Raw genomic sequence first — 26,350 nt, forward strand, 5'->3', positions numbered from 1 at the left:
TTACACCGCCAGCTGGTTGACCACCTCGGCGACGGAGGTGATGGCATGGATGTTGCCGATCCCCGCGCCCACCGAGATATATCCCTCATCGGTATTCCCCTCCAGCATGCCCAGCCGCATCCCGCGCAGACCACCCATCGCCTGGGCCAGCTCGGTCCTGGAGGCGCCGGCCCGGTCCATGGCCACCAGTGTGTCGCTCAGTTTGCCGGGCAGCGCGCGGTAGTAGTCCGGCAGAGTACGGAACAGGCGCAGATCCAGACCGTTGGCGGCCACAATTTTCGCTTTCACCGAGTCGGGAACCCGGCTTTCGATGGTGCTGATAAATACCGAACCGGCGAAGACGCCCTCCGCCCCCAGGGCATGAACGGCGCGCGCGCCCCGGGCGTCGGTGATCCCTCCGGCGGCCATCACCGGAACCCGCTGTACCGCGTCAACGATCAGCGGGACGATGGTGAAGGTCCCGAGGGCGGTCCCCGGCAGCGTGCCGCCTTCGTCAAAGCCGGTGGCGACAATAATATCCGCTCCGGCCTGCTCCGCGCGGCGGCTGTTCTCCGGCGTCGGGTTGATGTCACGATAGATAATGGTGATCCCGGCGGCTTTCAGTTCGTCGAACAGCGCCGGTTTTAACGAACCGTCGCCGTAGCCGGTGTAGACCACCACCTTAACCCCTTCCTCTTTGATCACCGGCAGGATCGCCGGCGTCCAGATGTCATTTTCCGCCGTCGGGATCAGGTTGACGCCAAAGGGTTTCTCCGTCAGCTGTTTGGTTTTGCGGATCTCTTCGCGCATTTTCTCGGCGGTGGCCTCCGGGGTGGAGACGGCGGTTGCCGCCGTCAGTCCGGCGTTCGGGCCCAGCACGCCAAGCCCACCGGCGTTGCCGACGGCCGCCACCAGACGAGCATCGGTTAGCCAGGAGAGCGGCCCCTGGACCACCGGTTTTTCAATACCCAGAATACGGGCGACGCGGTTAGGTTGCATGATATTTTTCCTTGTATGTTAATAAGTTATAAATTTGTTCGCCCCAGCGATGCGGCAATGAGGGCAGTGTAGGCGCCTTTATTGTTTTAAAAAATGAGCAAAAACTTTCATCACTATTATTAAATTAGTAATAATGTGAGCCGATGAAGAGGTGGGAGGCGGGCCATCATGCAAATGAATCTGTTTGAAAATATTAAAATTTTTATTGAAATCGTCGATGCCGGCAGCTTTGCCCAGGCGGCTGAAAATTTGCAGATCCACCGACCGGCGGTGACCAAAGCGCTGCAGCAGCTGGAGCAGGAGAGCGGGGTCCGGCTGCTGCAGCGCACCACCCGGCGTCTGTATCTTACGCCGGAGGGGGAAGAGTTTTATCGTCGCAGCAAACCGTTGCTCTCCCAGGCCGACGATCTGCTGGAGTCGTTCGCGCCGGACCGGCCGATCCGCGGTCAGCTGCGCGTTGATATGCCGATCGCCTTTGCCCGGCTGCTGGTGATCCCGCATCTGCCGGATTTTTATCAGGCCCATCCGGAGGTGGAGATTGTCCTCAGCAGCTCCGACGTACGCCGGGATATGCTGCGCGATGGTCTGGATTGCCTGCTGCGGGTGGGGGATCTTGAGGATGGCGACTATGTGGCGCGTTCGCTGGGGGAGGTGGCGTTAACCACCTGCGCCAGTCCGGGCTATCTGGCGCGCTATGGGGTGCCCGCGACGCTGGAGGACCTGCAGTCGCATCTGGCGGTGAACTGGGTGAACAGCAGCAGCCGGCAGATTATGCCCTGGCGATTCCAGACCCCGGAGGGCATCAGGCAGATCGCCATCCCCGGTAAACTGGTGCTGGACAACTCTGAAGTATTTACTGCCGCCGGGCTGGCGGGGCTGGGGATGCTGCAGGGGATGCGATTCTTTTTGCAACCTTATATCGACAGCGGGCAACTGGTGGAAATTTTGCCGGACTTTCCGGCGCCGCGTCGACCGTTGTCGCTGCTCTATCCGCACCGGCATCTGTCGCATAAGGTGCGGGTCTTTGCCGACTGGTTGCAGGGGCTGGTAGCGACGCTGGATCGATCGGTGTCGGCTTGACTCTGCCGACTGAGCGATTATATATAAAATGTGAATGCTATTAAGCAATGAATCACAAAGCTGGATAACGACTTAACCTGTAAGGGAATGCTGATGAAACTCTGGAATAAAACACTACTTGCTTCCGCCCTGTGTCTGACACTGTTTGGCTGCGACGATGCGTCGAAAGTGGATAACAAACTGGATAAGGCCAAAGATAATGCGGAGCAGATGAAGGATGCCGCGGCGGACAAAGCGCAGGCGATTAAACAGGATGCGGATAAGCAAATCGATACGCTGAAAAGCCAGGCCGACGCCGAGGCCGACCGCCTGAAGGATCAGGCCAGCGCCATCAAGGCGGAGGCGGACAAGAAAGCGGATGCCATCGCCCAGCAGGCGAAAGCCCAGGCCGATGCCGTGAAGCAGAACGCAAAGCAGGAAAGTGACCGCATAGTCAAAGAGGCGGGTCAAATCAAAGACAATGCCATCGGCGACGCCAATCAGCTCTCGGCGGAGGCGGCGAGCAAAACCAAGGCCATCCAGGACAGTATCGCGGCGGACAAACAGCACACCACGCCACCGCCCGCCCAGCAGTAACCTGCGCTGTTTGCCTCACCCGCGCCAGGAAATATAGGGAGCGGAGCCTGATAGATTGCCCGGCGGCGCTGCGCTTGCGCGGGCCTACGCAGGGGGTGGGTTGGCTGCGCAATGACCGGGCATCACCCTTGTGTAGGCCGGGCAAGGCGTCGTCGTCGCCCGGCACGTGGACCGCAATAACATCCTGCTCAGGGGTATCTTACGATACCCCTTTTTTATGCGCGCTGCGGGTTCAACGGTTTGGCAGCAGGGTGCCTTTCAGGCCGTGTGGCTCGGAGCGCAGGTACTGCGAAGGGACGCGAACCTGGGCGCCGAGGCTGGCGGCGGCGTGCCACGGCCAGTGCGGATCGTAGAGTACCGCGCGGGCGAGGGCGATCAGGTCGGCATCGCCATCCTCCAGCGCCGCTTCCGCCTGCTGCGGATCGGTGATCAGCCCCACGCCAATCACCGGGATGGCAACCTGCTGGCGAATGTCGTGGGCGAATGGCAACTGATAACCCGGTCCGACGGTGATCGACTGCTGCGGCGACAAGCCGCCGCTGGAGACGTGAATATAGTCGCTGCCCAGCGCTTCCAGCTGCTGGCTAAACTGAATGGACTGCTCGCAGTCCCAGCCGCCATCGACCCAGTCGGTAGCCGACAGCCTGACGCCCACCGCCATGGTGTTGCCCACCGCCTCGCGGATCGCGTTAAACACTTCCAGCGGATAGCGCAGACGGTTTTCCAGAGAACCGCCGTACTCATCTCGGCGCTGATTGCTGAGCGGCGAGAGAAACTGGTGCAGCAGATAGCCGTGGGCGGCGTGCAGTTCAATCAGCTCAAAGCCCAGACGCTGGGCGCGCAACGCGCTGGCGACAAACGCCGCTTTGATGCGCGCCATATCGGCAAGGCTCAGCTCGGCGGGGGCGCGGTCGCCATCGTGAAACGCCACGGCGGAGGGGGCAACGGTTTGCCAGCCACCCTCATTAAGGGCCAGCTGATGACCACCCTGCCACGGGGCCGCGCAGGAGGCTTTGCGTCCGGCGTGCCCCAGCTGGATCCCCAGGCGGATCGGCGACCAGGCCCGAATATCCTCTACCACCGCGCGCAGCGCGTTTTCGGTTTCATCATCCCACAAACCCAGATCCCCCGGCGAGATACGTCCCGCTGGCTCTACCGCCGTGGCTTCCAGAATTAACAGGCCAGCGCCGGAGAAAGCCAGCTGACCAAGATGGATCCGGTGCCAGGAGGTGGCTTTACCCTCGTCGGCAGAGTACTGGCACATGGGGGCAATAACGATGCGGTTATCCAGCGCCAGCTGACCAATACGCGTCGCGCTAAAAAGATGGCTCATGAGTACCTCGTAAAAGTTAGACAGGGTCTTGCATGGGGGCGAACAGTCACTGTTTATAGCACGCCTGTTTACCCTTCTTTATTCGGATATTGCGTTTAAGCAGCCCGCTATTCGATAAACCACAGGCGGCGCCGGCGGCCCGTTGCCTGCTGCGACACGGCACGGGCCATCGCGCTGCCAATCTCGGCGCTGGCCGTCAGCCCCTGCACAAAGGGACGATCGTGCATCAGCCAGGGAAGGGCGCCGAAAGCGACCCGGCCGCGCAGCGTCTCGGGCGCCTGCAGCGTGTAGTCATCGCCGACGTCCGGAATGTCGTCGCCGCAGGCCAGCAGCTGCTGGCGCAGCGATGGGAAGGGCAGGTCCCGGGTTTTCAATGCTTGTTGCCCGCGGGCATCGATAAACACATCGAATTCACAGCGCTGCTGATGATGGACAATCAGCGTTCGGTGAGACTCGCGCTGCAGGTCATAATCCTCGCCGAGCGCCACAATACGCAGAATACCGGCCTGGTGCAGGGCCAGCAGCCGGCGAATGGATTCCGGCGGGATGGCGGCATAGTTATCGATAAACACCCGGGCGAGCCCGCGCCGGAAGCGGCGGCTGTCCTCGTCGTTGAGTTCCGGCACCACGCTTTCAATCGCCTCGTGCAGGCGGAGAATGGCATAGCGCCAGGGCACCGTGTGGTGTTCGCGTTTATTGCGCTCCACCTCCTGCAGATTGCGTTGCGCCCACTGGAACGGGTCATGGGTGAGACGGTCGGCAAACCAGGCCTCGGCGATGCTGTCAGGCGTTAGCTGGCGCAGCCCCGTCGCCTCGCACCAGGCCGGGGCGGCATATTCCAGCTCCTGCACGACCAGCTCGAATACCCGATCCAGTAGCCCGTCACTGCCCTGCGCGACGGCAGCCTCAAGGGCGGCAGGGGTGGCGATCTCCAGCGGCTCCCATGGGATCGGACAGTAAAAATCGGCTTCCGGGAGCACCCCATTGCGCGACAGCAGGGTGATCTCCAGCGCCTCGCTGCCAGGATGGAGGGTAAAATGGGTCGTTTTGTCGTTCTCAGTATGGAAAACACCATGCTGGGCCACCACGGCGATGGCGGCATCAATGGCGCTTAAAGAGGTCCCGAGGATCCCGACCCGACAGGGCGCGATCCGGACGTCCATCAGTCCGGTCCACGGGCTGGGGAAATACTGTCGACTGGCGCGCTCTTCCTCAGGCCACAGATGGCCGGTGGCAATCGCCACCAGGTCGACGATAACCGGTTCTGCCGCGCTATCAGTGTGGATGGCGATCCCGGCGGGCTGGACGGCAATATCCGTCACTTCACAGGATTCACAAACGCTAACGATGAAGCCGGCGTCCCGGGCCCGCTCTGTGAGATACAGAAAACGGTCGCGATAGTACTCGCCGAGGATCACTCGCGGCAGGAACTGGCGCTCATGCAGCGTGTGCCGCTCGAGGCCGCGCGCCGCCAGCCAGGCGTCGCTGTGCTGCTGCAGCCATTGCAGATAGGTCAGGTCGATAGGGGGGATCTCAATGCTGGCGATGTTAGCCAGCATTTGCGCCGCCGTATTATCGTCACTGTAGGGCATACCCACCCCGGCCTGCGCCTCTTTTTCAAACAGGGTGATCGCCAGCGGCTCGCCACGCTTCACCAGTTCATAGAACGTGTAAATCCCCGTCGGCCCCACGCCGACGATGGCAACTCTCTTCATGATTCTCTCCCTTCCTGTGGGCGGATGCGGCATGGACAGCGGTTCACTGTCGCCAGCCTGTCCTTAATTCTGGTCGAAAATTGCCGATCCGGTGGGCCGTTACACGCAATTTGAAACAAATTAGCAGGCTAATAAACTTGCCGACGGCCGGAAAAAGGGTGTAATTAACAAAAGAGCAACTTTCTATACAAACAATTTACATAAGCGGTGACACCAGCTTGCTCTGCCGGACGCCGCGCAAGCTCCCGGCAACGCCGTCGGGATAGGGATGACAAGATGCATGGCTGGACTTCACGACAGCGCAACGCGGCGATTGCCAGTTTTTTAAGCTGGACGCTCGATGCTTTCGATTTCTTTCTGTTGGTCTTTTTACTGAGCGATATCGCCCACTCGTTTCACGTCGACCTTGAAGAGGTCACCCTGGCGATTCTGCTTACCCTGGCCGTGCGGCCGATAGGCGCGCTGATTTTCGGCAGGGCGGCGGAAAAGTATGGCCGCAAACCCATTCTGATGCTGAATATCGTCTTCTTCTCCGCCTTTGAGCTGCTCTCCGCCGCCGCGCCGTCGTTGCTGCTGTTTTTTCTGCTGCGGGTGCTGTATGGCGTGGCGATGGGCGGGATCTGGGGCGTGGCCTCGTCGCTGGCGATGGAGACGATCCCCGACCGCTCGCGTGGCCTGATGTCCGGCCTGTTCCAGGCGGGATATCCCTTCGGCTATTTGCTGGCGGCCGTCGCCTACGGCCTGCTGTTTGAACAACTCGGCTGGCGCGGGATGTTTGTGATTGGCGCCGCGCCGGTGCTGCTGCTGCCGTTTATCTATTTCTGCGTCGAGGAGTCCCCGGTTTGGCTGGCGGCCCGGCAAAGTAAAGCGAGCACGGCGCTGCTGCCGGTACTGCGTAGTCACTGGAAGCTGTGCCTGTACCTGGTGGTGCTGATGGCGGCATTCAACTTTTTCTCCCACGGGACGCAGGATCTCTACCCGGTCTTTTTGAAAGTCCAGCACGGCTTCGAGCCTAAAACGGTCAGCATCATCGCGGTCTGCTACAACATCGCCTCGATTATGGGTGGCGTGTTCTTCGGTTCGCTGTCGGAGAAGATTGGCCGACGCAAAGCGATTATGATCGCCGCCCTGCTGGCGCTGCCGGTCATTCCACTGTGGGCTTTCGCCAGCGGCTCGCTGGCGCTGGGGGCGGGGGCGTTTCTGATGCAGTTTATGGTGCAGGGGGCCTGGGGAGTGATCCCCACCTGGCTCAATGAACTGGTCCCGGCCAACACCCGGGCGGTGCTGCCTGGCTGCGTCTATCAGCTGGGTAATCTGCTGGCTTCGGTGAATGCCACTCTCCAGGCGTCAATCGCCCAGCATCATGGACATAACTACGGTCTGGCGATGGCCCTGGTGGCCGGTATGGTGGCGATTGTCATTACCGTCCTGACCTTCTTTGGTCGCGAGGGACGGGTGATCCAGCCCGCAGGAGCGGGACATCGCCAGCCGCTCTCCACCAGCCGTTAACTTCTGCTACCGGGCGTCGTCAGGCGCCCGGCAGCGTACGTTAGCCGCGCAGACGAATTGCCGCCGCCTGGCGTTTCTCCAGCGAGCAGATCCCAATCCCCACCATGATAAACAGGGCGCTGAACAGATGCCAGGCATGCGGCTGGGTATGCAGGAAGAGGATGCTCAACACTCCGCCGGAGAGCGGGATGATATGGGTGTAAATTTCTCCCCGGGTGGCGCCAATCGCGGCGATACCTTTGTTCCAGAACAGATAGGCCAGCCACGACGGGAAAATCACCAGATACGCCAGGCCGCTGAGGAAAAACGGCTCGCGCCAGGCGGCCCAGTCCTGCGCCGGGTGGCGCATCAGCCAGAAGATGACGATGGGCAGCAGGATCAGGGCGCTGAGCAGCGAGCTGACGGCGACAAAGCCATTCGCCGGGATCCGGCGGTCCTTCAGACGTAATAGCGAGCAGTAGAGCGCCCAGCTCAGCGCCGACCCCATGGCCCACAGATCGCCGACGGAAAAGCGATGCAGCGAGGTGGCATGCAGTGGGTTTCCCTGGAATAACAGGATCATCACGCCAAGGGTGCTGAAGATGACCCCCAGCCAGTTGCGGGCCGAAACCGGGTCACGAAAAATCAGCCGGTTAATCAGCAGCACCATGCTTGGCGTGGCGGACATATAGATGGCGGCGTTGAGGGCGGAGGTGGTTTGCAGGCCAATATAGAGCGTGAGCGGGAAGCTGACCTGGCCACAGAGCGTTAGCACCAGCACCGCCGGCGCATTTTCCCGCAGCAGGTGGCGGCTGGCGGCGATCTGCCGGCGGTAGAGCAGGCCCAGCAGCAGCGCCGTCAACGCCCATCGCGCTTCGGTCATCAGGATCGGATCCACGCCCTGGACCAGCACGTGACCGACCACGTAATTTCCCCCCCAGAACAGGGCGGCCAGCGTCAGTAACAGATAGGGCATGCTGATTCCTTGCGTCGCTTATCACTGTACTAGATGGTAACTTTAATAATTTTATAATATCAATATTTTTATAGTGGTCTTTTCTGTTATTTATTAAAAGTATTTATTTTACAATATGATATTTGTTATTCCTAAATTTTCGTTGCCGCGTTGCGAACGGTACTATACCGTATATTTGCCATGCATTTAACAGGGACAAATCCATGCGTAACACAGAAAATGGGGTCATTGGTAGTGACCAGACCGCGGTGATGGCCAGGCTGGCACTGGATGAGTTAATTGACCAGCTTCTGCACAGCAACGCGCTGTCGCTGAAGCTGACGGCCAACCCGCTGGTGGCCGACAGAGCCTGGCATCTGGCTGAGAATACCTGCATCCGCGCCTTCTCCGCTGACGATCCACAGGCCAAAAAGCGCGCTCATCATGCGCTGTTCATCCTCTATCAGTCCTGGCTTGCCGACCCGCTCTCGCCAGCGGCAGCCAATCAGTTTCATCCGCTACTCTCCGGGATCAGAAACTACATTGAGTCTGAGTGGCTGCGGGCGGAAAGCAAACGTTTCCACCGCCAGAGACCGGTGCTTAACGCCGGCAATATCGTCGACGAACTGCGCGCCTTATGCCAGCAGCACCCGGCGTCTCATCATCCGCTGTTCGATTTCCTTGCCAGCGAGGCCTCCGCGGCGCAGATCGACTATTTCTTCAAAAGCGACAGCGCGCTGAATCTGCTGTTCTTCGATCTTGTGGCGATGGGGTTGGTGGGTTCGCTGCCGGAAACCCGCGCCGAGATTGCGCAAAATCTGTGGGATGAGATAGGTCAGGGCAGCACTGAGATCACCCACGTCAATCTGTATAAGGATTTACTGAAGCGGCGGAATATCGCGTTGCCGGACAATCATTTTGCCCATTTGTACGACTGGCAGGGTCTGGCCGGGTATAACGCCTTTATGCTGGGCGGCGTAAACCGTCAGCATTATTACAAATCGCTGGGGGTCATGGCGATGACCGAGCTGCTCGACCCACCGCAGTATGAAAAACTGGTGGCGGGCTGCCGGCGGATTGGGCTTTCCGATCGCGACGTGCATTACTATGCCGAACATATCACCGTCGATATCGGTCATGCGGACGGCTGGCTGAACAATGTGATTGTGCCGATTGGCAAAAAACATCCGGCGGCGATGGAGGAGGTCTACTTTGGCGCCGCGCTGCGCCTGCAAACCTGCAACGATTACTATGATTGCCTGCTGGCGGCCCTGCAGTCGCTGGACGGCAGCGCATTATCTCACAGCGTACCGCCTTCTGAGTAAATAAGCGCTTTGGCTGCGCTCCAGGCGGTGATCCCCGGTGGGATCTCCCGGCATTCGGCGGACTCGGCCTGCTGAGCGGCGATAGCGCCATCGATGAGCATCACCATCATCATGGCGACCCGCTCGGCAGGTTCCGGTTTTAACACCTGCAGGAGGATATCGCGGAAGAACTGCCAGAGAAGCGACTTGAATCGGGAGCACTGCTCCCGGATCGCCGGCGATGACGCGCCATATTCAAACAGCGCGCGGGTAAACATGCAGCCGTGGAACGTGTCGCAGGTAAACCAGCGATGGTAGTAGTCGAACACGGCAAACAGCTTTTCCCGCGCGGTGGCTTTATCCGCCGTGATCTGCGCCAAATCCTGCATAAATTCGCTCTCTTTCTGCTTGAGGATAGCCAGAATGAGCGCCTCTTTATCGGCGTAATAGCGGTAGAAGGTCATTTTGGAGATGCCGGCATGTTCAGCAATCCGCTCGATGCTGGGCGACTGATATCCTTCGCGATTAAACAGCGCGCTGGCGTGGCGGAGAATGTCCGCTTGTTTTGGCTTCATGCGTTTTCCTGTCGAATGGTTCGCTGTCACGACTGCCGGTGACACGGCCGTCCTGCGACAGCGGTGCATTATGCCGGATCTTGCCGCCAGACGGGCAAAAAGTAAATCAGCCGCGGTTTAAGCGGCGTCGGTTTCCTCAATAAAAACAAGATTGCGTAGACTTGCACAAGTCATGTCCTAATGTTTCCGAACCGGCGTATTATTCGGACCTTTATACACATAAGCTGTGAATGATGTACTTTCTGATATCCATTATTTCTGAAGTCTGAGACGGTTACAGCAGGACAGGCATCGAATGAGGGTATTACAGACATCATTACCAGGATGATCCGATAACTATGATGAATTTTATTAAAAGATTGCTGCGAAGAATATTCAGGTCGTTAATTTCATATTATGGCCCAGCTGTATTGACCATCCTCTTCGCCGTGGCGCAAGGGCTCTTTTTTCCAAAGACGCCTCTCTGGCTTGTTCCCCTGTTTTTCGTATTTGTTATTGTAATGTTTTATCGGTTTGTGAAATTTTAATATCGAAATTTAACTTTATATTAAATTGACAAGGAAGTGCGATGGCTGGGTTGAGGCTAGCAGGTTAAGATGGCCCCGCGATTGCCTGTCTCATTAAGAAGAAGAGAAGAGATGATGTTACCCCTGACCACGCCCCGGCTGCTGCTGCGCCGGTTCAGAACGGAAGATCTGCCGTCTTTCAGCCATTATCGCAATCTGCCGGAGGTGGCCCGTTTTCAGAGCTGGACCCAATATGGTATGACAGAGGCGAGAGCCTTCTATGAACAACAGCGTTCGCTGGCCTTTGCTGAGGATGAGAGCTGGTTCCAGCTTGCCGTAGAGATCCAGGCCAACGGTGCGCTGGCGGGAGATGTGGGGATCCATTTTTTCGATCAGGGCAGACAGGCCGAGCTGGGGATGACCTTTTCCCCGGCATATCAGCACCAGGGTTATGCCAGAGAAGCCATTCAGGCGGTGATGGCCTTACTCTTTGAACAGTTAGCCCATCATCGGCTGATAGCCGTGGTAGATACCCGCAATTCCGGCGCGATCAAACTCCTGGAAGGGCTGGGCTTTCGTCGCGAGGCGCATTACCGGCAGAATATCTTTTTTAAAGGCGAGTGGGGCGATGAGTACCTGTACGCGCTGCTGCGCAGCGAATATCCGTGAAGTGACGGGCGAGCCGTCACTTCTGTCAGCGCTGCAGTTAGCTGTGCTGGCGGATAAAGCGCGCGCGCCACGGTTTTAGCACCCACAGCGCGAGGGCGGCGGTGACAAAATCAAGACCAATAGCGCAGCTGAAGACCACATGCCAGCCGTGGGTGTACTGATAGAGCAGTGCCGCCAGCGGACCGCCAAAAATTGACCCGATGCCCTGAGAAATATACAGCCAGCCATAGTTGGTGGCGGCATGCTCGCTGCCGAACGTATCGGTGAGTGTCGACGGGAAGAGAGAGAAGATCTCCCCCCAGCCAAAGAACACCACCCCGGAGAGCAGGACAAACAGCAGCGGATCTTCCCGGCACGCCAGCCAGAGCATCATCGCCACGCCTTCCAGCGCAAAGGCGATAAACATGGTTTGCTCGCGGCCGAAGCGGTCGGAAATAAAGCCAAACAGCGGCCGGGTTAAGCCGTTGGTAAAGCGGTCTATCGTTAACGCCAGCGGCAGCGCCGCCATGCCAAACACCACCGCCTGGCTAATGCCGAAATCCTCGGCGAACACCGCCATCTGCGAAGTGACCATCAGCCCGGAAGTCGACATCATCGCCATCATGGCGAACATCAGCCAGAACAGCGGCTGGCGCAGCATTTCCCGGGAAGTAAACGATCTGCTGCTCTGCGCCACCGTCTGACTGACGGGCTGGGAGACAGCGGGCGGCGGCAGCTTCAGCCCCTGACTGGCGAGGAAGCCGACGAGGGCGAAAAGGATCCCGAAAGTCGTCATCGTGTGTTCAAGGCCGTTAGTGGTCAGCGACAGGGAGATGGGGAAGGTGGTTATGATGGCCCCCATCCCGTAGCCCGCCGCCACCGCGCCGGCGGCAAATCCCCGCTGCTGTGGGAACCATTTGACCATCAGGCCGACAACGCCGATGTAGACGATCCCGGTCCCGAGGCCGCCCATGCAGCCATAAACCAGCCAGAGCGTTGCCAGGCCATTCACCTGCGCGGAAAGCACCCAGCTCATTCCCGCCATCACCGTGCCAATAGCGATCAGCCGCCGTGGGCCAAACTTTTCCACTAACCGCCCCTGAAAAGGGGAAAAGAAGGTCTGCAGGATGATCAGCAGGGAGAAGGTGACCTGCAACTCTGGCAAACCCACGCCAAGCTTGGCGGCCAGAGGTTTTGTCAGCAGCGTCCAGACATATTGCGGACTGGAAATGGCGGCCATACAGATCAAGCCCAGCACCAGCTGGCGCCATTTGCCATATTTCGGGGTAACCAACGGTTCGCTGAGTGTCGTCATGTTGTTCTCCGTTTTCAGTAAGCAGGCTTCCGTGAAACGCATCCACCCTGGATGCCTCACGGAAAGGGGAAGGTGGCGACCGCAGAGTGACGACGTGTTGTGGCCATACGGCATACGATCTTGTCCACATCGCGGTATACAAGCGCACAGCATTAAACGTGCCATATAAAATAATCATTTATATTCAGCAGGTTAATGTAATCAGGTGGTAACTGACGGGATGCGACATGGTGAAGGAGCGGCACTGAGGCGGTGCAAATGGGTCATCGCGGTGCGTGGGAAATGTTCGTGGCAAATCCACAGAATGTCGGCGCATGCGCTCTGCGTTTTCCTGCACCAAAGCCATGCAATGCCCCAACATCACTCCCCATTTTTGGGAATCGATGCGTCCGCTGGCGGCGAAACGCGGCGGTGAGCGGCCTCTGGCTCCTGGCATGGCGCTTGCAAGAACATCGGCAGAAAGCAGCGCAACAGACAATTCAGATCACACAATAGCTGGCTAGGGTTCCGGTTCACCGCGGTGAACGTCTGGTCCGAGAGCTGGCGACCTCGGCGAGGTTACACGGCGGGATAAAAGCCCGGGAGACAGCAGCACCGTTGGGTGTCGCGCTGCTCCGTTTCTCGTGCTAACCAGAGGTCCACCATGAAAACATCGCCGCTCCTCCGCTCACTTGTCCTGTCGCTGACGCTGCTGACCAGCGTCCCGTCGTTTGCCGCCGTCAAAAAAGAGTTCAACGTCTGCTGGACTATCTACGCCGGCTGGATGCCCTGGGGAACCATCAGTAACGAAAAGATCATTGATAAATGGGCCAGCAAATACGGCATCAAGATCAATATCGTCCAGCTCAACGATTACATCGAATCCATCAACCAGTACACCGCCGGGCAGTTTGACGGCTGCACGATGACCAACATGGACGCGTTGACGATCCCGGCGGCGGGCGGTGTCGACAGCACAGCGCTGATCACCGGCAGCTACTCCGACGGTAACGACGGGGTGGTCCTGAAAGGGGCGGATAAAAAGCTCAGCGACCTGAAAGGGATGTCGGTGTATCTCCCGGAGCTGTCGGTATCCCACTATCTGCTGGTGCGCGGCCTGGAAAAAGCCGGGCTGCAGGAAAAAGACGTCAAGGTGGTGAATACCTCCGATGCCGATATCGTCTCGGCCTTCGGCACCAGCGGCGTGCGGGCGGCGGTGGCCTGGAATCCACAGCTGTCGGTTATCAAAAAGACCCCACAAACCAGCGAAGTGTTTAGCTCCTCGCAGGTGCCGGGCGAGCTTATCGACATGATGGTGGTGAATACCCAGACCCTGAAAGATAACCCCGCGCTGGGCAAAGCCCTGACCGGCGCCTGGTTTGAAATGATGGCCAAAATGAAGGCCGGGGATAGCCAGGCGTTGAGCGCCATGGCCGCCGACTCCGGCACCGATCTTGCCGGCTACCAGGCACAGCTGAAAACAACCCATCTGTTCTGGACGCCTGCCGACACCCTGGCGTTTATCTCCTCGCCGGAACTGGCGAAAACGATGCAGCGAGTGGCGCAGTTCTCGTTCGATAAAGGCCTGCTGGGTGAAGGGGCGCAGAGCGCGGACTTTATCGGTATGACCTTCCCGGGAAATGTCACACTCGGCGATGCCGCCAACCGCAAACTGCGCTTTGACGACAGCTACCTGAAGCTGGCCGCCGCGGGCCAGCTGTAATGATTATCGCCGGGAGACCACGCCATGCGCCACATTAACCGTTATCCCCAAAAGGGGATGCGCCTGACGCTGATGCTGCTGCCTTTTGTCGTGCTGATCGCCGCCTGGTTTATTGGTTCAGCGGTGCGGCTGGAAGCCAATCCGCAGGACAAATTGTTACCAGGCCTGTCGCAGATGGTGGCAGCCATTGACCGGATGGCGTTCACCCCGGACAAACGCAGCGGTGAGTATCTGCTGTGGGCCGATACGCTGATCAGCCTGAGCCGTCTGTTGACGGGCCTGGCCGTCTCGTCGCTGATCGGCCTCGGTATCGGCATCGCCGCCGGCGTCTTCCCAATGTACCGCGCGGCGCTGTCGCCGCTGATGACGGTGGTGTCAATGATCCCGCCGCTGGCGATCCTGCCGGTGCTGTTTATCGTCTTCGGCCTCGATGAGCTGTCGAAAGTGATGCTGATCGTCATCGGCATTACGCCAATGCTGGCGCGCGACCTGGAGCAGCGGGCGAAGGAGATCCCGGCGGAGCTGTTTATTAAGGCGCAGACCCTCGGCGCCAATAGCTGGACCCTGGTGCTGCGGGTAGTGCTTCCCCAGCTGCTGTCGCGGCTGATCACCTCTCTGCGCCTGCTGCTGGGCTCAGCATGGCTGTTCTTGATCTCCGCCGAGGCCATCTCCGCTACCGCCGGGCTGGGGTACCGCATTTTCCTGGTGCGGCGCTATATGGCGATGGACGTGATTATTCCCTATGTCATCTGGATCACCTTGCTGGCATGGCTGATGGATCTGGCGCTGCGCCAGCTGCACAAAGCCTGTTTCCCGTGGGCGGAAGGAGGCCGGGGATGAGTTTTATCGACATCAAAAACATCTGGCAGGAGTACGGCGACCACGTGGTGCTGGAGCGCATCAATCTGCAGGTGAAAGAGGGCGAGTTTTGCTCGATGGTCGGCGCGTCCGGTTGTGGTAAATCGACCTTTTTACGCCTGCTGCTCGGTCAGGAAAAACCGACCCGTGGCGACATCCTGCTCGATGGCCAGCCGCTGGCGGCGGAGCCGGATCGCAGCCGCGGCGTGGTCTTCCAGCGCTATTCGGTGTTTCCGCATCTCAACGTGCTGGATAACGTCGCCATCGGCCTGGAGCTGCCGGCGTCCCCGTTGCTGGGGCGCCTGTTTGGCGGCAGAAAACGCGAGGCCCGGCAACAGGCCCAGCACATGCTGGAGAAAGTGGGGCTGGGGCACGCTCTGGATAAATATCCGGCGCAGTTGTCCGGGGGGATGCAACAGCGGCTGGCCATCGCCCAGGCGTTCGTGATGCAGCCGCGGGTGCTGCTGCTCGATGAGCCCTTCGGCGCGCTGGATCCTGGCATTCGCAAAGATATGCATGCGCTGCTGCTCCAGCTATGGAGCGAAACGCGCATGACGGTGTTTATGGTCACCCACGACCTGGCCGAAGGCTTCAACCTGGGCACCCGGCTGCTGGTGTTCGACAAAGTGCGCATCGATCCGCAGGCGCCTAACGCCTGGGGAGCGCGCATTACCTACGATATCCCGCTCAATGAGGCGCGGATGGCGCAGCTGGCGACCGGTAGTGACACCAACGTTTACGCATTAAGGAGATAAATTGATGACCGTACTTTTTCACTCCAGTCCCAGCCTGCGCGAAGAGCGGCTTCCCGGCGGGGCGCACACCTCGCTGATTTTGCGCAAAGGGCAGATCCTGCGCCTGACTGATATCGACGGCGGGGCGAACGTCAGCATGATGATGCTCAACCCCCATGAGAAAAGTGAGCGCCTGAACCTGCCGGATACCCTCAAGGGCCAGCATACCGCGCGCCTGACCGCCGGACACTGTTTCTACTCCGATATGGGCCGGGTGCTGGCCGGGATCGTCGCCGACAGCTGCGGCTGGCACGATCCGTTCGGCGGGGTCCTTAACGCCGAAGAGACACACGACAAATATGGCGCCGGACGCTACCAGGAATTACGCAATGGCTTCTACCGCAACGGCGTCGATAACCTGCTGGTGGAGATGGGTAAATGGGATCTCGGCCTGGAAGATCTGCTGATGGTGGTCAACTTCTTCAGCAAAGTCACCGTCGATGACGAGGGCCGTTTCCAGTTTGTTGCCGGCAACAGTCGCGCCGGGGATTACGTTGAGCTGTTTGCCCCGATGGACGTCCTGCTGGTGCTCACCGCGCTGCCGCATCCCCAGGATCCGGCCACAGAATATGCGCCCCGTCCGGTGCAGTTGAGCTGGTATCAGGCCGACGATGAGGACGCGGCCATCCAGGCGCTCCTGACCCGCGATGAGAATCAGCGCGCGTTCCGTAATACCCAACTTTTTGCCCTGTAAGGAGGCGTTCATGACCGTTATCACCAGTAACCGACGCCCGGAAGAGGCCGTCTATCGCCATGTGATCCCGGCCGGGGAACCCTGGCTGTTTGAGGTTAAAAAAGGGCAAACCCTGCGCCTGCTTGATCTCGAAGGCAATCAGGCGATTGATACCCTGTTTTACAACGCCGACAACCCGCGCGAGCGCTACGATGCGCAGCGCACGCTGCGTCGCCAGGGGAACGCCTACCTGACCGCCGGCAGCGTGCTCTATTCCAACCTCGGCCATCCGCTGATGACCATCGTGGCCGATACCTGCGGGCGGCACGATACCCTCGGCGGCGCTTGCGCCCAGGAGAGCAACACCGTGCGCTACGCCCTCGACAAGCGCTATATGCACAGCTGCCGGGACAATTTTCTCTGCGCCTGTCTGCACGATGGCCGCCTGCATAAGCGCGATATCGGCGCCAACATTAACTTCTTTATGAACGTGCCGGTGACGCCGGAGGGCGGTCTGACCTTTGCGGACGGCATCTCGGCGGCGGGAAAATACGTTGAACTGCGCGCGGAGTGTAACGCCATGGTGCTGATCTCCAACTGTCCGCAGCTCAACAATCCCTGCAATGGCTGGAACCCGACCCCCGCCGAGGTGCTGGTATGGAACTGACCCGCTGGCAGCGCTGGCGTTTGCTGGCCTTTCGGCTGTTCGCCGTTCGCGCCGACCGCCTGAATCACACGCCGACGCGCCACGTTTAAGCGCCGGTTCCCCCGGGGACGACCTCAGGGAAAGACGAATTGTTGCGGGACGACCCGCTACGCTGTGAGTTCCGCTTATGTTTGATACCTTACTGATTGCCAACCGCGGGGCGATAGCCTGCCGCATTTTACGTACCCTGCGCGCCATGCAGGTGAAGGGGGTTGCCGTTTACGCCGAAGCCGACCTGAGCAGTCTGCACGTCCGCGAAGCGGATGAAGCGCTCAGCCTTGGCGAGGGCCCGGCAGCGCAAACTTATCTGGTGGTAGAGAAGATCATTGCCGCCGCGCTGCAGAGCGGCGCCCGCGCCATCCATCCCGGCTACGGCTTTCTGTCGGAAAACGCCGCCTTCGCCGAAGCCTGTGAGGCGGCGGGACTGGCGTTTGTTGGCCCGACCCCGCAACAGCTGCGTACCTTCGGCCTGAAACATACCGCTCGCGCGCTGGCGAAGGCGGAGGGCGTGCCGCTGCTGGAAGGCAGTGAACTGCTGGCCGACAGCGAGGAAGCCTGCCGGGCGGCTGAGGCGGTGGGCTACCCGGTGATGCTCAAGAGCACGGCGGGCGGCGGGGGGATTGGCATGCGCGTCTGCCGCGACGCCCGCGAACTGAGCGAGGCCTTTGCCACGGTGCAGCGGCTGGGGCAAAACAACTTCAGCGACGCCGGGGTGTTTCTCGAAAAATATATCGAACGCGCCCGTCACCTGGAGGTGCAGATCTTCGGCGACGGTGAGGGGGAGGTTATCGCCCTCGGCGTGCGCGACTGCTCGCTGCAGCGGCGTAACCAGAAAGTGATTGAAGAGACCCCGGCGCCGAATCTGCCGGATGGGATGGCGCAGGCGCTGTGTAGCGCGGCCATTGCTCTCGGGAAAGCGGTGAACTACCGCAGCGCCGGGACGGTGGAGTTTGTCTACGACAGTGCGGCGCAGCGCTTCTATTTCCTTGAGGTCAATACCCGCCTGCAGGTGGAGCACGGCGTGACGGAGCAGGTGTGGGGCGTGGATCTGGTACGCTGGATGATCGCCCTGGCCGCAGGGGATTTACCGCCGCTGAGCGAGCTGGCCGCCGGGCTACAGCCCCGGGGCCATGCCATTCAGGCGCGAATTTACGCCGAAGATCCTGGCCGCCAGTTTCAGCCTTCGCCTGGACTGTTAACCGACGTCTGGTTTCCGCCGGCGGACGGCGCCACGCTGCGCATCGACCGCTGGGTGGAAGCCGGCTGTGAAGTGCCGCCGTTTTTCGACCCGCTGCTGGCGAAAGCTATCGTCTGGCGCCCCAGCCGCGATGAGGCAATCGCCGGCCTGGCGCAGGCCCTGGCGGAGACCCGCCTGTATGGCGTCGAAACCAACCGCCTGTACCTGCAGCAGATCCTCGGCTTTGCGCCGTTTACCGCCGGAGAACCCTGGACCCGCTGCCTGGAGCAGTTGCGCTACCGGGCCGATACCGTGGAGGTTCTGAGCGCTGGCACCCAGACCAGCGTCCAGGACTATCCGGGACGTCTGGGGTACTGGGCGGTGGGCGTACCGCCTTCGGGCCCGATGGATGACCGGGCGCTGCGCCTGGGCAACCGTCTGCTGGGCAATGCCGAGGGTGACGCCGCGCTGGAGATCACCCTTAGCGGACCCACCCTGAAATTTAATACCGCCGTACAGGCGGTGGTCTGCGGCGCGCCGCTCACCGTCACGCTCGATGGCGCCGGGCAGGACATGAACTGCGTATTCACTATTCCGGCGGGGGCGACCCTCAGGCTGGGGGCAATAAACGGACCAGGCGTCAGAAGCTATCTCTGCCTGCGCGGCGGTATTCAGGTACCGGATTATTTGGGCAGTAAAAGCACCTTTACCCTCGGCCAGTTTGGCGGCCACGGCGGACGGGCGCTACGCGCTGGCGACGTGCTGCATCTTGCGCCTTTGGTTGAGACAGGGGAAGGCGCGGCGCTTCCCGCAGGGCTGCGCACCGCGCTGACGGACGTCCGTACGCTGCGGGTGATTTATGGTCCCCACGGCGCGCCGGAGTTCTTTGCCCCGGCGTATATGGCGACCTTTTTTGCCACCGACTGGGAAGTGCATTTTAACTCCAGCCGCACCGGCGTGCGCCTGATCGGGCCTAAGCCGGTCTGGACCCGTGACAGCGGCGGCGAAGCCGGGCTGCATCCGTCGAATATTCATGACAACCCCTATGCCGTGGGGGCCGTGGATTTTACCGGCGATATGCCGGTGATCCTCGGGCCGGACGGCCCAAGCCTCGGAGGCTTCGTCTGCCCGGTCACGGTTATCGAAGCCGATCTCTGGCAACTGGGCCAGCTTAAGGCGGGGGATAAAGTGCGCTTTGTGGCGGTGGACGTCCCCACCGCCCGGCGGCTGGCGGCAGGTCGTCGCGCGGAGCTGGCGACCCTGCAGGCGCAGGACGTTGCCTGGCAGCCTGTGCCGCTCACCTCGCCGGTGGTGATGACCTGCGGTGACGCCGACAAACGCCTGGTGGCGCGCCTCTCCGGTGATACCCATCTGCTGCTGGAGGCCGGTGAGGCGGAGCTGGATCTGGTGCTGCGCTTTCGCATCCATGCCCTGATGCAGGCCCTTGAAGGGCAAGCCCGGGAAGGGATCATCGATATCACGCCGGGGATCCGCTCGCTGCAGCTGCATTTCCAGCCGGAAACGCTGGCGCTGGAGACCCTGCTGGCGTGGGTCAGCGGGGAGTGGGCCACGGTCTGCATGAGCGATGATCTGCAGGTTCCAACGCGGGTCGTGCATCTCCCGCTCTCCTGGGACGATCCGGCCTGCCGCAAGGCGATCGACAAATATATGACCACCGTCCGCCCGGACGCCCCGTGGTGCCCAAGCAACCTCGAGTTTATTCGCCGGATAAACGATCTGCCGGATGAGCAGGCCGTATGGAACACGGTGTTTGACGCCAGCTATCTGGTGATGGGCCTCGGCGATGTCTATCTCGGCGCGCCGGTGGCCACGCCCCTTGATCCGCGCCATCGGCTGGTCACCACCAAGTACAACCCGGCGCGAACCTGGACGGCGGAAAACTCGGTGGGCATCGGCGGGGCGTATCTGTGCGTCTACGGCATGGAAGGCCCGGGCGGCTATCAGTTTGTCGGCCGCACTCTGCAGATGTGGAATCGCTATCACGAGGTGGCCGATTTTGCCGGCAAGCCGTGGCTGCTGCGCTTTTTCGATCAGCTGCGTTTCTATCCGGTTTCGGCCGATGAACTGCTGGAGATTCGCCGCGATTTCCCGCTCGGTCGCTATCCGCTGCGCATCGAACACAGCACGCTGCGGCTGGCGGAATACCAGCAATTTCTCGCTCGCGAGGCGCAGAGCATTGACGCGTTTCGCGACCATCAGCAGCGGGCGTTTAACGCCGAACGCGATCGCTGGATCGCCAGCGGCCAGGCCCATTTCGACAGTCAGGAGAGCGCCGCAGAAGAAACGGGCGATGCGCCGCTGCAGCCGGGCGAGCAGGGGGTGGAAAGCCCGGTATCCGGTAATCTGTGGCAGGTACAGACCGCGGTGGGCCGCCAGGTACGCGCCGGTGATGTGCTGGTGGTGCTTGAGTCGATGAAAATGGAGATCCCGCTGCTGGCGCCGTGCGATGGCAGGGTTCAGCAGGTCAATGTGCAGCCAGGCAGCGCGGTGCGTGCCGGGCAACGGGTGGCAGTGATTATTGAGGAGAAGGCATGATGCAGCAGACGTTTGATTTACGCCTGGCGACCCTGGCGGCGAACTATCGTAACGGCAACACCACCCCGCGGGCGCTGTTGGCGGCGATCCGCCAGCGGGCGGAAACGCTGAATCCCGAATTTAATCTGTTTATCCATCTCCTGAGCGAAGCGGAGCAGGCGCCGTTTCTCGCGGCGCTGGAAGGCCATTCGCCAGAGACGCTTCCGCTGTACGGCGTGCCGTTCGCGATCAAAGACAATATTGACCTTGCTGAGATCGTCACGACCGCTGCCTGCCCGGCGTTTGCATACCGGCCGACGCAAAGCGCGACCATTGTCGCGCAGCTGATTGCGCTGGGAGCCGTGCCGGTGGGCAAAACCAATCTCGACCAGTTTGCCACCGGCCTGAACGGAACCCGTTCGCCGTACGGACGTTGCCGCAACGCGTACCACCCGGCTTACCCCTCCGGTGGCTCCAGCGCCGGCTCCGCGCTGGCGGTAGCCCTGGGTGTCGCCAGCTTCGCGCTGGGGACCGACACCGCCGGCAGCGGTCGCGTTCCGGCCGGGCTGAATAACCTGGTGGGGCTGAAAGCGACGAAAGGGGTGATCTCCACCGCCGGGGTCGTCCCTGCCTGTCGCACGCTGGACTGTGTGACCTTTTTCAGCGCTACCGCCGACGAGGCCAGCCAACTGCTGGCGCTGGTTGCCCGGACCGATCCGCAGGATAGCTACAGCCGCCGCAATCCCCAGTGGAACAGCCGGCAGGCCTTTGGCAGGCCGTCCGCCGGGTTTCGCTTTGGCGTTCCGCAGACGCTGAACTTCCTCGGTTGCCGCGCCAGCGAAGCGCTGTTCGCCCAGGCCGTGCAGCGGCTGACGGCGCTCGGCGGCGCGCCGGTAGCGATCGATTTCGCGCCATTTCTGGCCGCCGCCCGCCTGCTGTATGACGGACCGTGGGTTGCTGAACGCTATGCGGTGGCCGGGCCGCTGATTGAGCAGCAGCCGGATGCCGTGCTGTCGGTGATTCGCGACGTGCTGGCGAAAGCGCCTGCTATCGACGCGACGGCGACCTTTAAGGCGATGTATCAGTTGCAGGGGTATAAAGCGCAGTGCGATGCCATCCTTGATACGCTGGACTGCGTGCTGACGCCAACCTTTCCGCGCCCGGTGACGCTCGACGAGCTGGCGGCGGAGCCGATCGCCCGCAACGCCGATCTGGGCTACTACACCAACTTTATGAACCTGCTGGACTATGCGGCGGTGAGTGTGCCGTGCGGGTTTATGCCTGACGGATTGCCCTCCGGCGTCACGCTGTTTGGCCGGGCGTTTACCGATCAGTATTTGCTGAGCCTGGCCGACGCCTTCCAGCGCGCGGAGCGGCTGCCGCTGGCAGGCGGCGCGCGGCTGGAGAGCCCGCCGCCTGCGCATTCCGCAGGCCATGACCGGATGGCACTGGCGGTATGCGGTGCGCATCTGGCCGGTCTGCCCTTAAACGGTCAATTGCTGGCGCGGGGCGGTCGGTTGCTGCAGGCGACCCACAGCGCGCCACGCTATCGTTTGTACGCTCTCGCGGATGGCAAGCGCCCGGCGATGGTGCGTGACGAGCGCGACGGCGCGGCGATAGCGGTGGAAGTCTGGGAGATACCCAGCGCCGAGGTGGGGTCGCTGCTGGCCGCTATTCCCGCGCCGCTGGGGCTGGGACAGGTTGAGCTGGCCGACGGCCGATGGGTGACGGGCTTTATTTGCGAAGCCGCCGGGCTGGGAGATGCCACGGAGATCACCGCCTGGGGCGGCTGGCGTCAGTGGCTTACCAGGTAAACGGAACATCCTCTGCGGTAGCGCCGCAGAGGGAACCCTCGCTTATAACGGGCTGTTCTCATCGAGCAGGGTGACGCTCCAGACGCGGGCGTGCGTGTCATCGATGCGATAGTAGCTTTTCACGCTTGCCGTACCGCCGATGGCGTAGCCCACCAGAGCGACAATGTTGAGCTGATGCCCTTGCTTATCGGTAAACGCATAATACTCATCCAGCACATAACCGCTGGCGCTGGCCGCTGATTCCAGACGATCGTCTCTGGCTTTCAGGTCCGGGGTATAGTCGGCGATGGTTTTCCCCACATAGTTTTTGGCGACGTCCTGCTTTTCGTCATCACTGACGATAAACGCCGCACTGGCAGGAAAGTGCTGAACCACCTCAGCCAGGGTTGGTTTCGGCGCAGCAGAGGGGAATAACGTATGATCGATGGTGTAGGCCTGTAGCCAGCAGGAGAATAACGCCGCTTCCGCCGCACGGCCATCCGGGTCGGAAAGCCCGGGCAGCGCATCGACGGTCTCTCCCGCTTTACGCAGCGCAATGAAATCGGCACAGGAAGAGACCCGTGCCTGATTCTGATCGCTCAACACCAGCGTCAGGGGAGACTGGTTAATCTCAAGCTCGCCCGCCGCCAGCACCGGCGTGTTTAACAATAACGTCACCGCCATACCGATAAAATATTTCATCACATAGCCTCCATGAATATCGTCGTATCCTGATCCGAGGTGACAGGGAAAGCAAGCGATGGATGACGTTTCTTCCGCACGTCCAGGCGATGGCTCCCGGACGCCAGGCGACGGCCGGGGAAGGTTACTGATGGTGTGGGACGGGATAAAACGCTTCCGCTGTCCATTGCGCGGATGGCTGGCGGTATTGCTGCCAGAACAGATCGGCAATCTCCCGGGCTTCGGCGGAACCCGGCGTGACGTAGGCCCCCACCGTCACGATGGAAAGATGAATATTTTGCGCTTTCAATACCGGGAAAAGGCCATGCGTCAGGTTAAGCAGCCCGGCTTTGCCGACGCTCAGCGTCAGATACTCCGGGTGGGGCTGAGTGGCAAACATCCCGCCAGTCAGCAGGATCGCGCCTTCTCCACGCGCGGCCATCCGCGGAGTGACCGCTTTGATGGCGGCATATACCGCGCCAATATTGGTGGTGAGATCCTGAATGAAGCCTGCCATCGACTGGGTCTCCAGATTACCGTCATGCATGGCCGCGGCGTTGAAATGCAGCACATCCACACCGCCGGTTTCCACCTCTACCTCACGAATGAGTTCCGCGATACTGGTGATATCGCTGGCGTCCGCCACGCGGCCTTCCGCGGCAAATCCTGCCGCTCTCAGCTGGTCGGCCTGTGCCGCCACATTGCTTTTACTGCGAGAGGACAGCACCACCCGGAATCCCTCACCGGCAAACCGTGAGGCCGTCGCCATTCCCATCCCAGGACCGGACCCAATACTCAAAAACGTTTTCATAGGCTGCTCTCACTGTAGGTTGAAGAGCCGCTATGTTAATAGACCAACAGATCGCTGATAATTAGCCTTATTTGCAAATGATTAATGTGCAGGGTGCAGGAATCATGTTCGATGATTTTGATGAGCTGATGGCGTTTGTCTGTGTGGCTGAGGCAGGGAGTTTTATCGGGGCCAGCCTCAGGCTGGACCGGGATGCATCGGTGATTTCCCGCCGGGTCAGCCACCTTGAGAAAAAACTGGGCGTCCGGTTGCTGGTGCGTACCACCCGTAGCGTAACGCTGACTGAAGCCGGAACCTGGTTTTTGCAGCGCGCCCGCACGGCGCTGGATGAGCTCAGCGCCGCCAGCCGGGAAGTCGGGGACTTTGCTGCCACCCCGCAGGGAACGTTACGGGTCTCGCTGCCGGTGACCTTTGGCCGGGAGCTGATTGCTCCGATGTTTCCTGATTTCCTGCAGGCGTATCCGGATATTCGCCTTGATGCCCATTTTCTCGATCGACGAGTCGATATTGTCGCGGAGGGGTTTGATGCGGTGATCCGCCTGGGAAACCTGCGGGACAGTACCTTAACCGGGCGCGAGCTGGGGGCATTTCGCAGCCAGTTGATTGCTTCGCCGGCCTATCTGCAACGCTACGGTGAACCGACTCATCCTGAGCAACTGGCAGCCCATTGGTGCCTCGGCTTTACCCACCATCCGGACTGGCCCTACTGGATCCTCGAGAATGGTCGGGAGCATATCCAGGTGACGCCAGCTGGCCCCCTCACCACCAATATCAGTGAAGCGCTGCTGACGGCGGTCATTCGCGCAACCGGGATCGCACTGCTGCCGGGATGGATGGTTAATCAGGCGGTGCAGTGCGGGGAACTGGTCCGCGTGCTGCCCGACTGGCGCAGCGCGGCGCGGGTTAGCGTTTATGCCCTGATGCCGCCCGGCACGCTGGTTCCCGCCAAGACCCGGGTATTTATCGACGCGGTATGCCAGCAGCTGGCGTCATCCCCGCTGTGGCAGGACGAGTTGAAGCGATAAGCGGGGGGTGCCGATAGAGCAGGCCACGGATGGCGGTTATACCGCGGTACTGGCCCGGACTTTGAGTACTGACGGAATTTCAATAAACTTTTCACAAGGCTTATCGTTGAGCAGGTCGAGAAGCGCTTTCCCGGCCTTCACCCCAATGTCATGCCAGGGAAATTCAACGGTTGTCAGGGCAGGGGAACAGACTGTCGATAATACCCCACCGCCTAAACTCGCAATGGCTACGGTATTGGGCACTTTGATCCCGGCGCTGTGGCAGGCCATCATGCATCCACACGCCATTTCATCCGATGTGCAAATTAGCGCATCCAGATCGCCCCAGGTGATCATCATATCCTTGAAAATATTCACCCCTGTGGCAATGGTGGAAGGCAAATGAGTGGTCACTACCCGATGCGGAGAACGGTTAAGGGCCAGCATCGCCGTATTCCAGCCGCTCAGGAGCTGGCGAAACATTGTATTGTTGGCCGGGGTACACAGTAACGCGATATTTTTTAATGAGGCGTCCGCCAGGTGGGTCACGATCTGTTTCACAGCCTTACCGTAATCCACACCGATGCACATGCCAACAGACTGCGTATTTAACGCGCCAATTTCCAGGATAGGCACATCTACGTTGGCCAGCAGCTGGGTACAGCTCTCAATGGTGTCGATATTAAACTGAATAATCGCTGCCGGGTTATAGGCGAGCATTTTTTCAAACGTTTTTTGTTCGCTTTGGCCGTCATGACCGGATTCCATAAACATCATGGTATAGCCGCGTTCAGTCAGGATCTTTTGTAACGCCTCCGACACCGGCAAAAAACCTGGCGAAGAGAAGGTGGGGACGACGGCCAGAATGAGATCGGAATGGACCGACGCCAGATTACGCGCCTGGAGATTGGGGACATAGCCGAGTTGGCTTACTGCCGCATCAATACGGTCGCGAAGGTCAGGGTTGACTTTTTCAGGCATTCTCAGCGCACGCGAGACGGTCATGGCGCTCACGCCGACAAACTCAGCCACTTCGGTCAGGGTTATCTTCCCAGTTCCCTTACGACGTTTTTCTTTCGGGCTATTGTCTGCGTCTAGACTCTTCACCAGGATCACCAACCGTTTGAAAAATAAAAAGTAACA

General features: G+C 60.3%; 23 protein-coding genes and 1 riboswitch. Of the genes, 14 read left to right on the forward strand and 9 right to left on the reverse strand.

From position 1 onward, the window contains the following. Entirely contained in the window at positions 1–978 is a 978-nt protein-coding gene (locus HMPREF3096_RS21830; protein ID WP_004179941.1) for an NAD(P)H-dependent flavin oxidoreductase, read from the reverse strand. A 174-nt stretch (positions 979–1,152) separates the two neighbouring features. On the opposite strand from HMPREF3096_RS21830, the gene HMPREF3096_RS21835 reads away from it, so the two are divergent. Both HMPREF3096_RS21835 and HMPREF3096_RS21840 read left to right on the forward strand, forming a co-directional pair. Continuing rightward, positions 1,153–2,058 (forward strand): LysR family transcriptional regulator, encoded by a 906-nt coding sequence (locus tag HMPREF3096_RS21835; protein WP_162542831.1) that lies wholly within the window; start codon positions 1,153–1,155, stop codon positions 2,056–2,058. Between the two features lie 87 nt (positions 2,059–2,145). Continuing rightward, positions 2,146–2,634: a hypothetical protein gene (locus HMPREF3096_RS21840; protein ID WP_064166513.1), complete on the forward strand. Its 489-nt coding sequence runs from the start codon at positions 2,146–2,148 to the stop codon at positions 2,632–2,634. A 232-nt stretch (positions 2,635–2,866) separates the two neighbouring features. Here the strand turns inward: HMPREF3096_RS21840 and HMPREF3096_RS21845 are convergent, their stop codons facing one another. Beyond that, positions 2,867–3,967 carry an NADH:flavin oxidoreductase/NADH oxidase gene (locus tag HMPREF3096_RS21845; protein ID WP_023322644.1) on the reverse strand — a complete coding sequence of 367 codons (1,101 nt, stop codon included), beginning with the start codon at positions 3,965–3,967 and terminating at the stop codon, positions 2,867–2,869. A gap of 107 nt (positions 3,968–4,074) precedes the next feature. Beyond that, complete coding sequence (locus HMPREF3096_RS21850) at positions 4,075–5,682, reverse strand: FAD-NAD(P)-binding protein (RefSeq protein ID WP_070544592.1); 1,608 nt, start codon at positions 5,680–5,682, stop codon at positions 4,075–4,077. A gap of 276 nt (positions 5,683–5,958) precedes the next feature. On the opposite strand from HMPREF3096_RS21850, the gene HMPREF3096_RS21855 reads away from it, so the two are divergent. After that, entirely contained in the window at positions 5,959–7,191 is a 1,233-nt protein-coding gene (locus tag HMPREF3096_RS21855; protein WP_070544593.1) for an MFS transporter, read from the forward strand. A 40-nt stretch (positions 7,192–7,231) separates the two neighbouring features. On the opposite strand, the gene HMPREF3096_RS21860 is transcribed toward HMPREF3096_RS21855, so the two are convergent. After that, positions 7,232–8,146, reverse strand: a complete 915-nt coding sequence (locus tag HMPREF3096_RS21860; protein WP_070544594.1) for a DMT family transporter — start codon at positions 8,144–8,146, stop codon at positions 7,232–7,234. Between the two features lie 203 nt (positions 8,147–8,349). On the opposite strand from HMPREF3096_RS21860, the gene HMPREF3096_RS21865 reads away from it, so the two are divergent. Then, a complete protein-coding gene (locus HMPREF3096_RS21865; protein WP_023297644.1) occupies positions 8,350–9,450 on the forward strand; it encodes an iron-containing redox enzyme family protein in 1,101 nt (366 codons plus the stop codon). Here HMPREF3096_RS21865 and HMPREF3096_RS21870 read toward each other — a convergent pair. Continuing rightward, positions 9,426–10,004, reverse strand: coding sequence for a TetR/AcrR family transcriptional regulator (locus HMPREF3096_RS21870; protein ID WP_023322639.1), 579 nt, complete (start codon positions 10,002–10,004; stop codon positions 9,426–9,428). The genes HMPREF3096_RS21865 and HMPREF3096_RS21870 overlap by 25 nt on opposite strands. Before the next feature lie 338 nt (positions 10,005–10,342). On the opposite strand from HMPREF3096_RS21870, the gene HMPREF3096_RS21875 reads away from it, so the two are divergent. After that, complete coding sequence (locus HMPREF3096_RS21875) at positions 10,343–10,531, forward strand: hypothetical protein (protein ID WP_004891873.1); 189 nt, start codon at positions 10,343–10,345, stop codon at positions 10,529–10,531. 69 nt (positions 10,532–10,600) lie between these two features. Further along, entirely contained in the window at positions 10,601–11,179 is a 579-nt protein-coding gene (locus HMPREF3096_RS21880) for a GNAT family N-acetyltransferase (RefSeq protein WP_162542817.1), read from the forward strand. 37 nt (positions 11,180–11,216) lie between these two features. On the opposite strand, the gene oxlT is transcribed toward HMPREF3096_RS21880, so the two are convergent. After that, positions 11,217–12,515: an oxalate/formate MFS antiporter gene (gene oxlT, locus HMPREF3096_RS21885; protein WP_012968194.1), complete on the reverse strand. Its 1,299-nt coding sequence runs from the start codon at positions 12,513–12,515 to the stop codon at positions 11,217–11,219. A 446-nt stretch (positions 12,516–12,961) separates the two neighbouring features. Then, a riboswitch (guanidine-I (ykkC/yxkD leader) is annotated at positions 12,962–13,060 on the forward strand. A gap of 56 nt (positions 13,061–13,116) precedes the next feature. Here oxlT and HMPREF3096_RS21890 point away from each other — a divergent pair. The 7 genes from HMPREF3096_RS21890 to atzF all read left to right on the forward strand — a co-directional run bounded on the left by HMPREF3096_RS21890 (position 13,117) and on the right by atzF (position 22,732). Continuing rightward, positions 13,117–14,175: a putative urea ABC transporter substrate-binding protein gene (locus HMPREF3096_RS21890; RefSeq protein WP_044649752.1), complete on the forward strand. Its 1,059-nt coding sequence runs from the start codon at positions 13,117–13,119 to the stop codon at positions 14,173–14,175. A 24-nt stretch (positions 14,176–14,199) separates the two neighbouring features. Beyond that, positions 14,200–15,015 carry an ABC transporter permease gene (locus HMPREF3096_RS21895; protein ID WP_008804845.1) on the forward strand — a complete coding sequence of 272 codons (816 nt, stop codon included), beginning with the start codon at positions 14,200–14,202 and terminating at the stop codon, positions 15,013–15,015. After that, complete coding sequence (locus tag HMPREF3096_RS21900) at positions 15,012–15,788, forward strand: ABC transporter ATP-binding protein (protein WP_012541697.1); 777 nt, start codon at positions 15,012–15,014, stop codon at positions 15,786–15,788. Before HMPREF3096_RS21895 ends, HMPREF3096_RS21900 begins: the two co-directional genes overlap by 4 nt. 4 nt (positions 15,789–15,792) lie before the next feature. Next, the gene (locus HMPREF3096_RS21905; RefSeq protein WP_070544595.1) at positions 15,793–16,521 is read left to right on the forward strand and encodes an urea amidolyase associated protein UAAP1; all 729 of its coding nucleotides are present in this window, start codon (positions 15,793–15,795) and stop codon (positions 16,519–16,521) included. Between the two features lie 10 nt (positions 16,522–16,531). Further along, on the forward strand, positions 16,532–17,167 hold the full coding sequence (locus HMPREF3096_RS21910) for an urea amidolyase associated protein UAAP2 (protein ID WP_008804848.1): 636 nt from the start codon (positions 16,532–16,534) through the stop codon (positions 17,165–17,167). Positions 17,168–17,333: 166 nt separating this feature from the next. Beyond that, a complete protein-coding gene (gene uca / locus HMPREF3096_RS21915) occupies positions 17,334–20,939 on the forward strand; it encodes an urea carboxylase (RefSeq protein WP_070544596.1) in 3,606 nt (1,201 codons plus the stop codon). Continuing rightward, on the forward strand, positions 20,936–22,732 hold the full coding sequence (atzF, locus tag HMPREF3096_RS21920; RefSeq protein ID WP_070544597.1) for an allophanate hydrolase: 1,797 nt from the start codon (positions 20,936–20,938) through the stop codon (positions 22,730–22,732). Before uca ends, atzF begins: the two co-directional genes overlap by 4 nt. Before the next feature lie 42 nt (positions 22,733–22,774). Here the strand turns inward: atzF and HMPREF3096_RS21925 are convergent, their stop codons facing one another. Both HMPREF3096_RS21925 and HMPREF3096_RS21930 read right to left on the reverse strand, forming a co-directional pair. Further along, positions 22,775–23,413, reverse strand: coding sequence for a hypothetical protein (locus HMPREF3096_RS21925; RefSeq protein ID WP_023322633.1), 639 nt, complete (start codon positions 23,411–23,413; stop codon positions 22,775–22,777). Positions 23,414–23,537: 124 nt separating this feature from the next. Then, complete coding sequence (locus HMPREF3096_RS21930) at positions 23,538–24,203, reverse strand: SDR family NAD(P)-dependent oxidoreductase (protein ID WP_070544598.1); 666 nt, start codon at positions 24,201–24,203, stop codon at positions 23,538–23,540. Between the two features lie 104 nt (positions 24,204–24,307). Between HMPREF3096_RS21930 and HMPREF3096_RS21935 the strand changes: the two genes are divergently transcribed. Beyond that, a complete protein-coding gene (locus HMPREF3096_RS21935; protein ID WP_023322632.1) occupies positions 24,308–25,228 on the forward strand; it encodes a LysR family transcriptional regulator in 921 nt (306 codons plus the stop codon). A 36-nt stretch (positions 25,229–25,264) separates the two neighbouring features. Here the strand turns inward: HMPREF3096_RS21935 and HMPREF3096_RS21940 are convergent, their stop codons facing one another. Continuing rightward, positions 25,265–26,317: a LacI family DNA-binding transcriptional regulator gene (locus HMPREF3096_RS21940; protein ID WP_032730998.1), complete on the reverse strand. Its 1,053-nt coding sequence runs from the start codon at positions 26,315–26,317 to the stop codon at positions 25,265–25,267. Positions 26,318–26,350: the final 33 nt, after the last annotated feature.

Source organism: Klebsiella sp. HMSC25G12 (assembly GCF_001807705.1).
Lineage (GTDB): Bacteria > Pseudomonadota > Gammaproteobacteria > Enterobacterales > Enterobacteriaceae > Klebsiella > Klebsiella variicola.

Excerpts from the sequence above, each read along its gene's own strand:
- HMPREF3096_RS21830 (WP_004179941.1), bottom strand. The coding sequence starts at position 978 with ATGCAACCTAACCGCGTCGCCCGTATTCTGGGTATTGAAAAACCGGTG.
- HMPREF3096_RS21835 (WP_162542831.1), top strand. The coding sequence starts at position 1,153 with ATGAATCTGTTTGAAAATATTAAAATTTTTATTGAAATCGTCGATGCC.
- HMPREF3096_RS21840 (WP_064166513.1), top strand. The coding sequence starts at position 2,146 with ATGCTGATGAAACTCTGGAATAAAACACTACTTGCTTCCGCCCTGTGT.
- HMPREF3096_RS21845 (WP_023322644.1), bottom strand. The coding sequence starts at position 3,967 with ATGAGCCATCTTTTTAGCGCGACGCGTATTGGTCAGCTGGCGCTGGAT.
- HMPREF3096_RS21850 (WP_070544592.1), bottom strand. The coding sequence starts at position 5,682 with ATGAAGAGAGTTGCCATCGTCGGCGTGGGGCCGACGGGGATTTACACG.
- HMPREF3096_RS21855 (WP_070544593.1), top strand. The coding sequence starts at position 5,959 with ATGCATGGCTGGACTTCACGACAGCGCAACGCGGCGATTGCCAGTTTT.
- HMPREF3096_RS21860 (WP_070544594.1), bottom strand. The coding sequence starts at position 8,146 with ATGCCCTATCTGTTACTGACGCTGGCCGCCCTGTTCTGGGGGGGAAAT.
- HMPREF3096_RS21865 (WP_023297644.1), top strand. The coding sequence starts at position 8,350 with ATGCGTAACACAGAAAATGGGGTCATTGGTAGTGACCAGACCGCGGTG.
- HMPREF3096_RS21870 (WP_023322639.1), bottom strand. The coding sequence starts at position 10,004 with ATGAAGCCAAAACAAGCGGACATTCTCCGCCACGCCAGCGCGCTGTTT.
- HMPREF3096_RS21875 (WP_004891873.1), top strand. The coding sequence starts at position 10,343 with ATGATGAATTTTATTAAAAGATTGCTGCGAAGAATATTCAGGTCGTTA.
- HMPREF3096_RS21880 (WP_162542817.1), top strand. The coding sequence starts at position 10,601 with ATGGCCCCGCGATTGCCTGTCTCATTAAGAAGAAGAGAAGAGATGATG.
- oxlT (WP_012968194.1), bottom strand. The coding sequence starts at position 12,515 with ATGCGTTTCACGGAAGCCTGCTTACTGAAAACGGAGAACAACATGACG.
- HMPREF3096_RS21890 (WP_044649752.1), top strand. The coding sequence starts at position 13,117 with ATGAAAACATCGCCGCTCCTCCGCTCACTTGTCCTGTCGCTGACGCTG.
- HMPREF3096_RS21895 (WP_008804845.1), top strand. The coding sequence starts at position 14,200 with ATGCGCCACATTAACCGTTATCCCCAAAAGGGGATGCGCCTGACGCTG.
- HMPREF3096_RS21900 (WP_012541697.1), top strand. The coding sequence starts at position 15,012 with ATGAGTTTTATCGACATCAAAAACATCTGGCAGGAGTACGGCGACCAC.
- HMPREF3096_RS21905 (WP_070544595.1), top strand. The coding sequence starts at position 15,793 with ATGACCGTACTTTTTCACTCCAGTCCCAGCCTGCGCGAAGAGCGGCTT.
- HMPREF3096_RS21910 (WP_008804848.1), top strand. The coding sequence starts at position 16,532 with ATGACCGTTATCACCAGTAACCGACGCCCGGAAGAGGCCGTCTATCGC.
- uca (WP_070544596.1), top strand. The coding sequence starts at position 17,334 with ATGTTTGATACCTTACTGATTGCCAACCGCGGGGCGATAGCCTGCCGC.
- atzF (WP_070544597.1), top strand. The coding sequence starts at position 20,936 with ATGATGCAGCAGACGTTTGATTTACGCCTGGCGACCCTGGCGGCGAAC.
- HMPREF3096_RS21925 (WP_023322633.1), bottom strand. The coding sequence starts at position 23,413 with ATGAAATATTTTATCGGTATGGCGGTGACGTTATTGTTAAACACGCCG.
- HMPREF3096_RS21930 (WP_070544598.1), bottom strand. The coding sequence starts at position 24,203 with ATGAAAACGTTTTTGAGTATTGGGTCCGGTCCTGGGATGGGAATGGCG.
- HMPREF3096_RS21935 (WP_023322632.1), top strand. The coding sequence starts at position 24,308 with ATGTTCGATGATTTTGATGAGCTGATGGCGTTTGTCTGTGTGGCTGAG.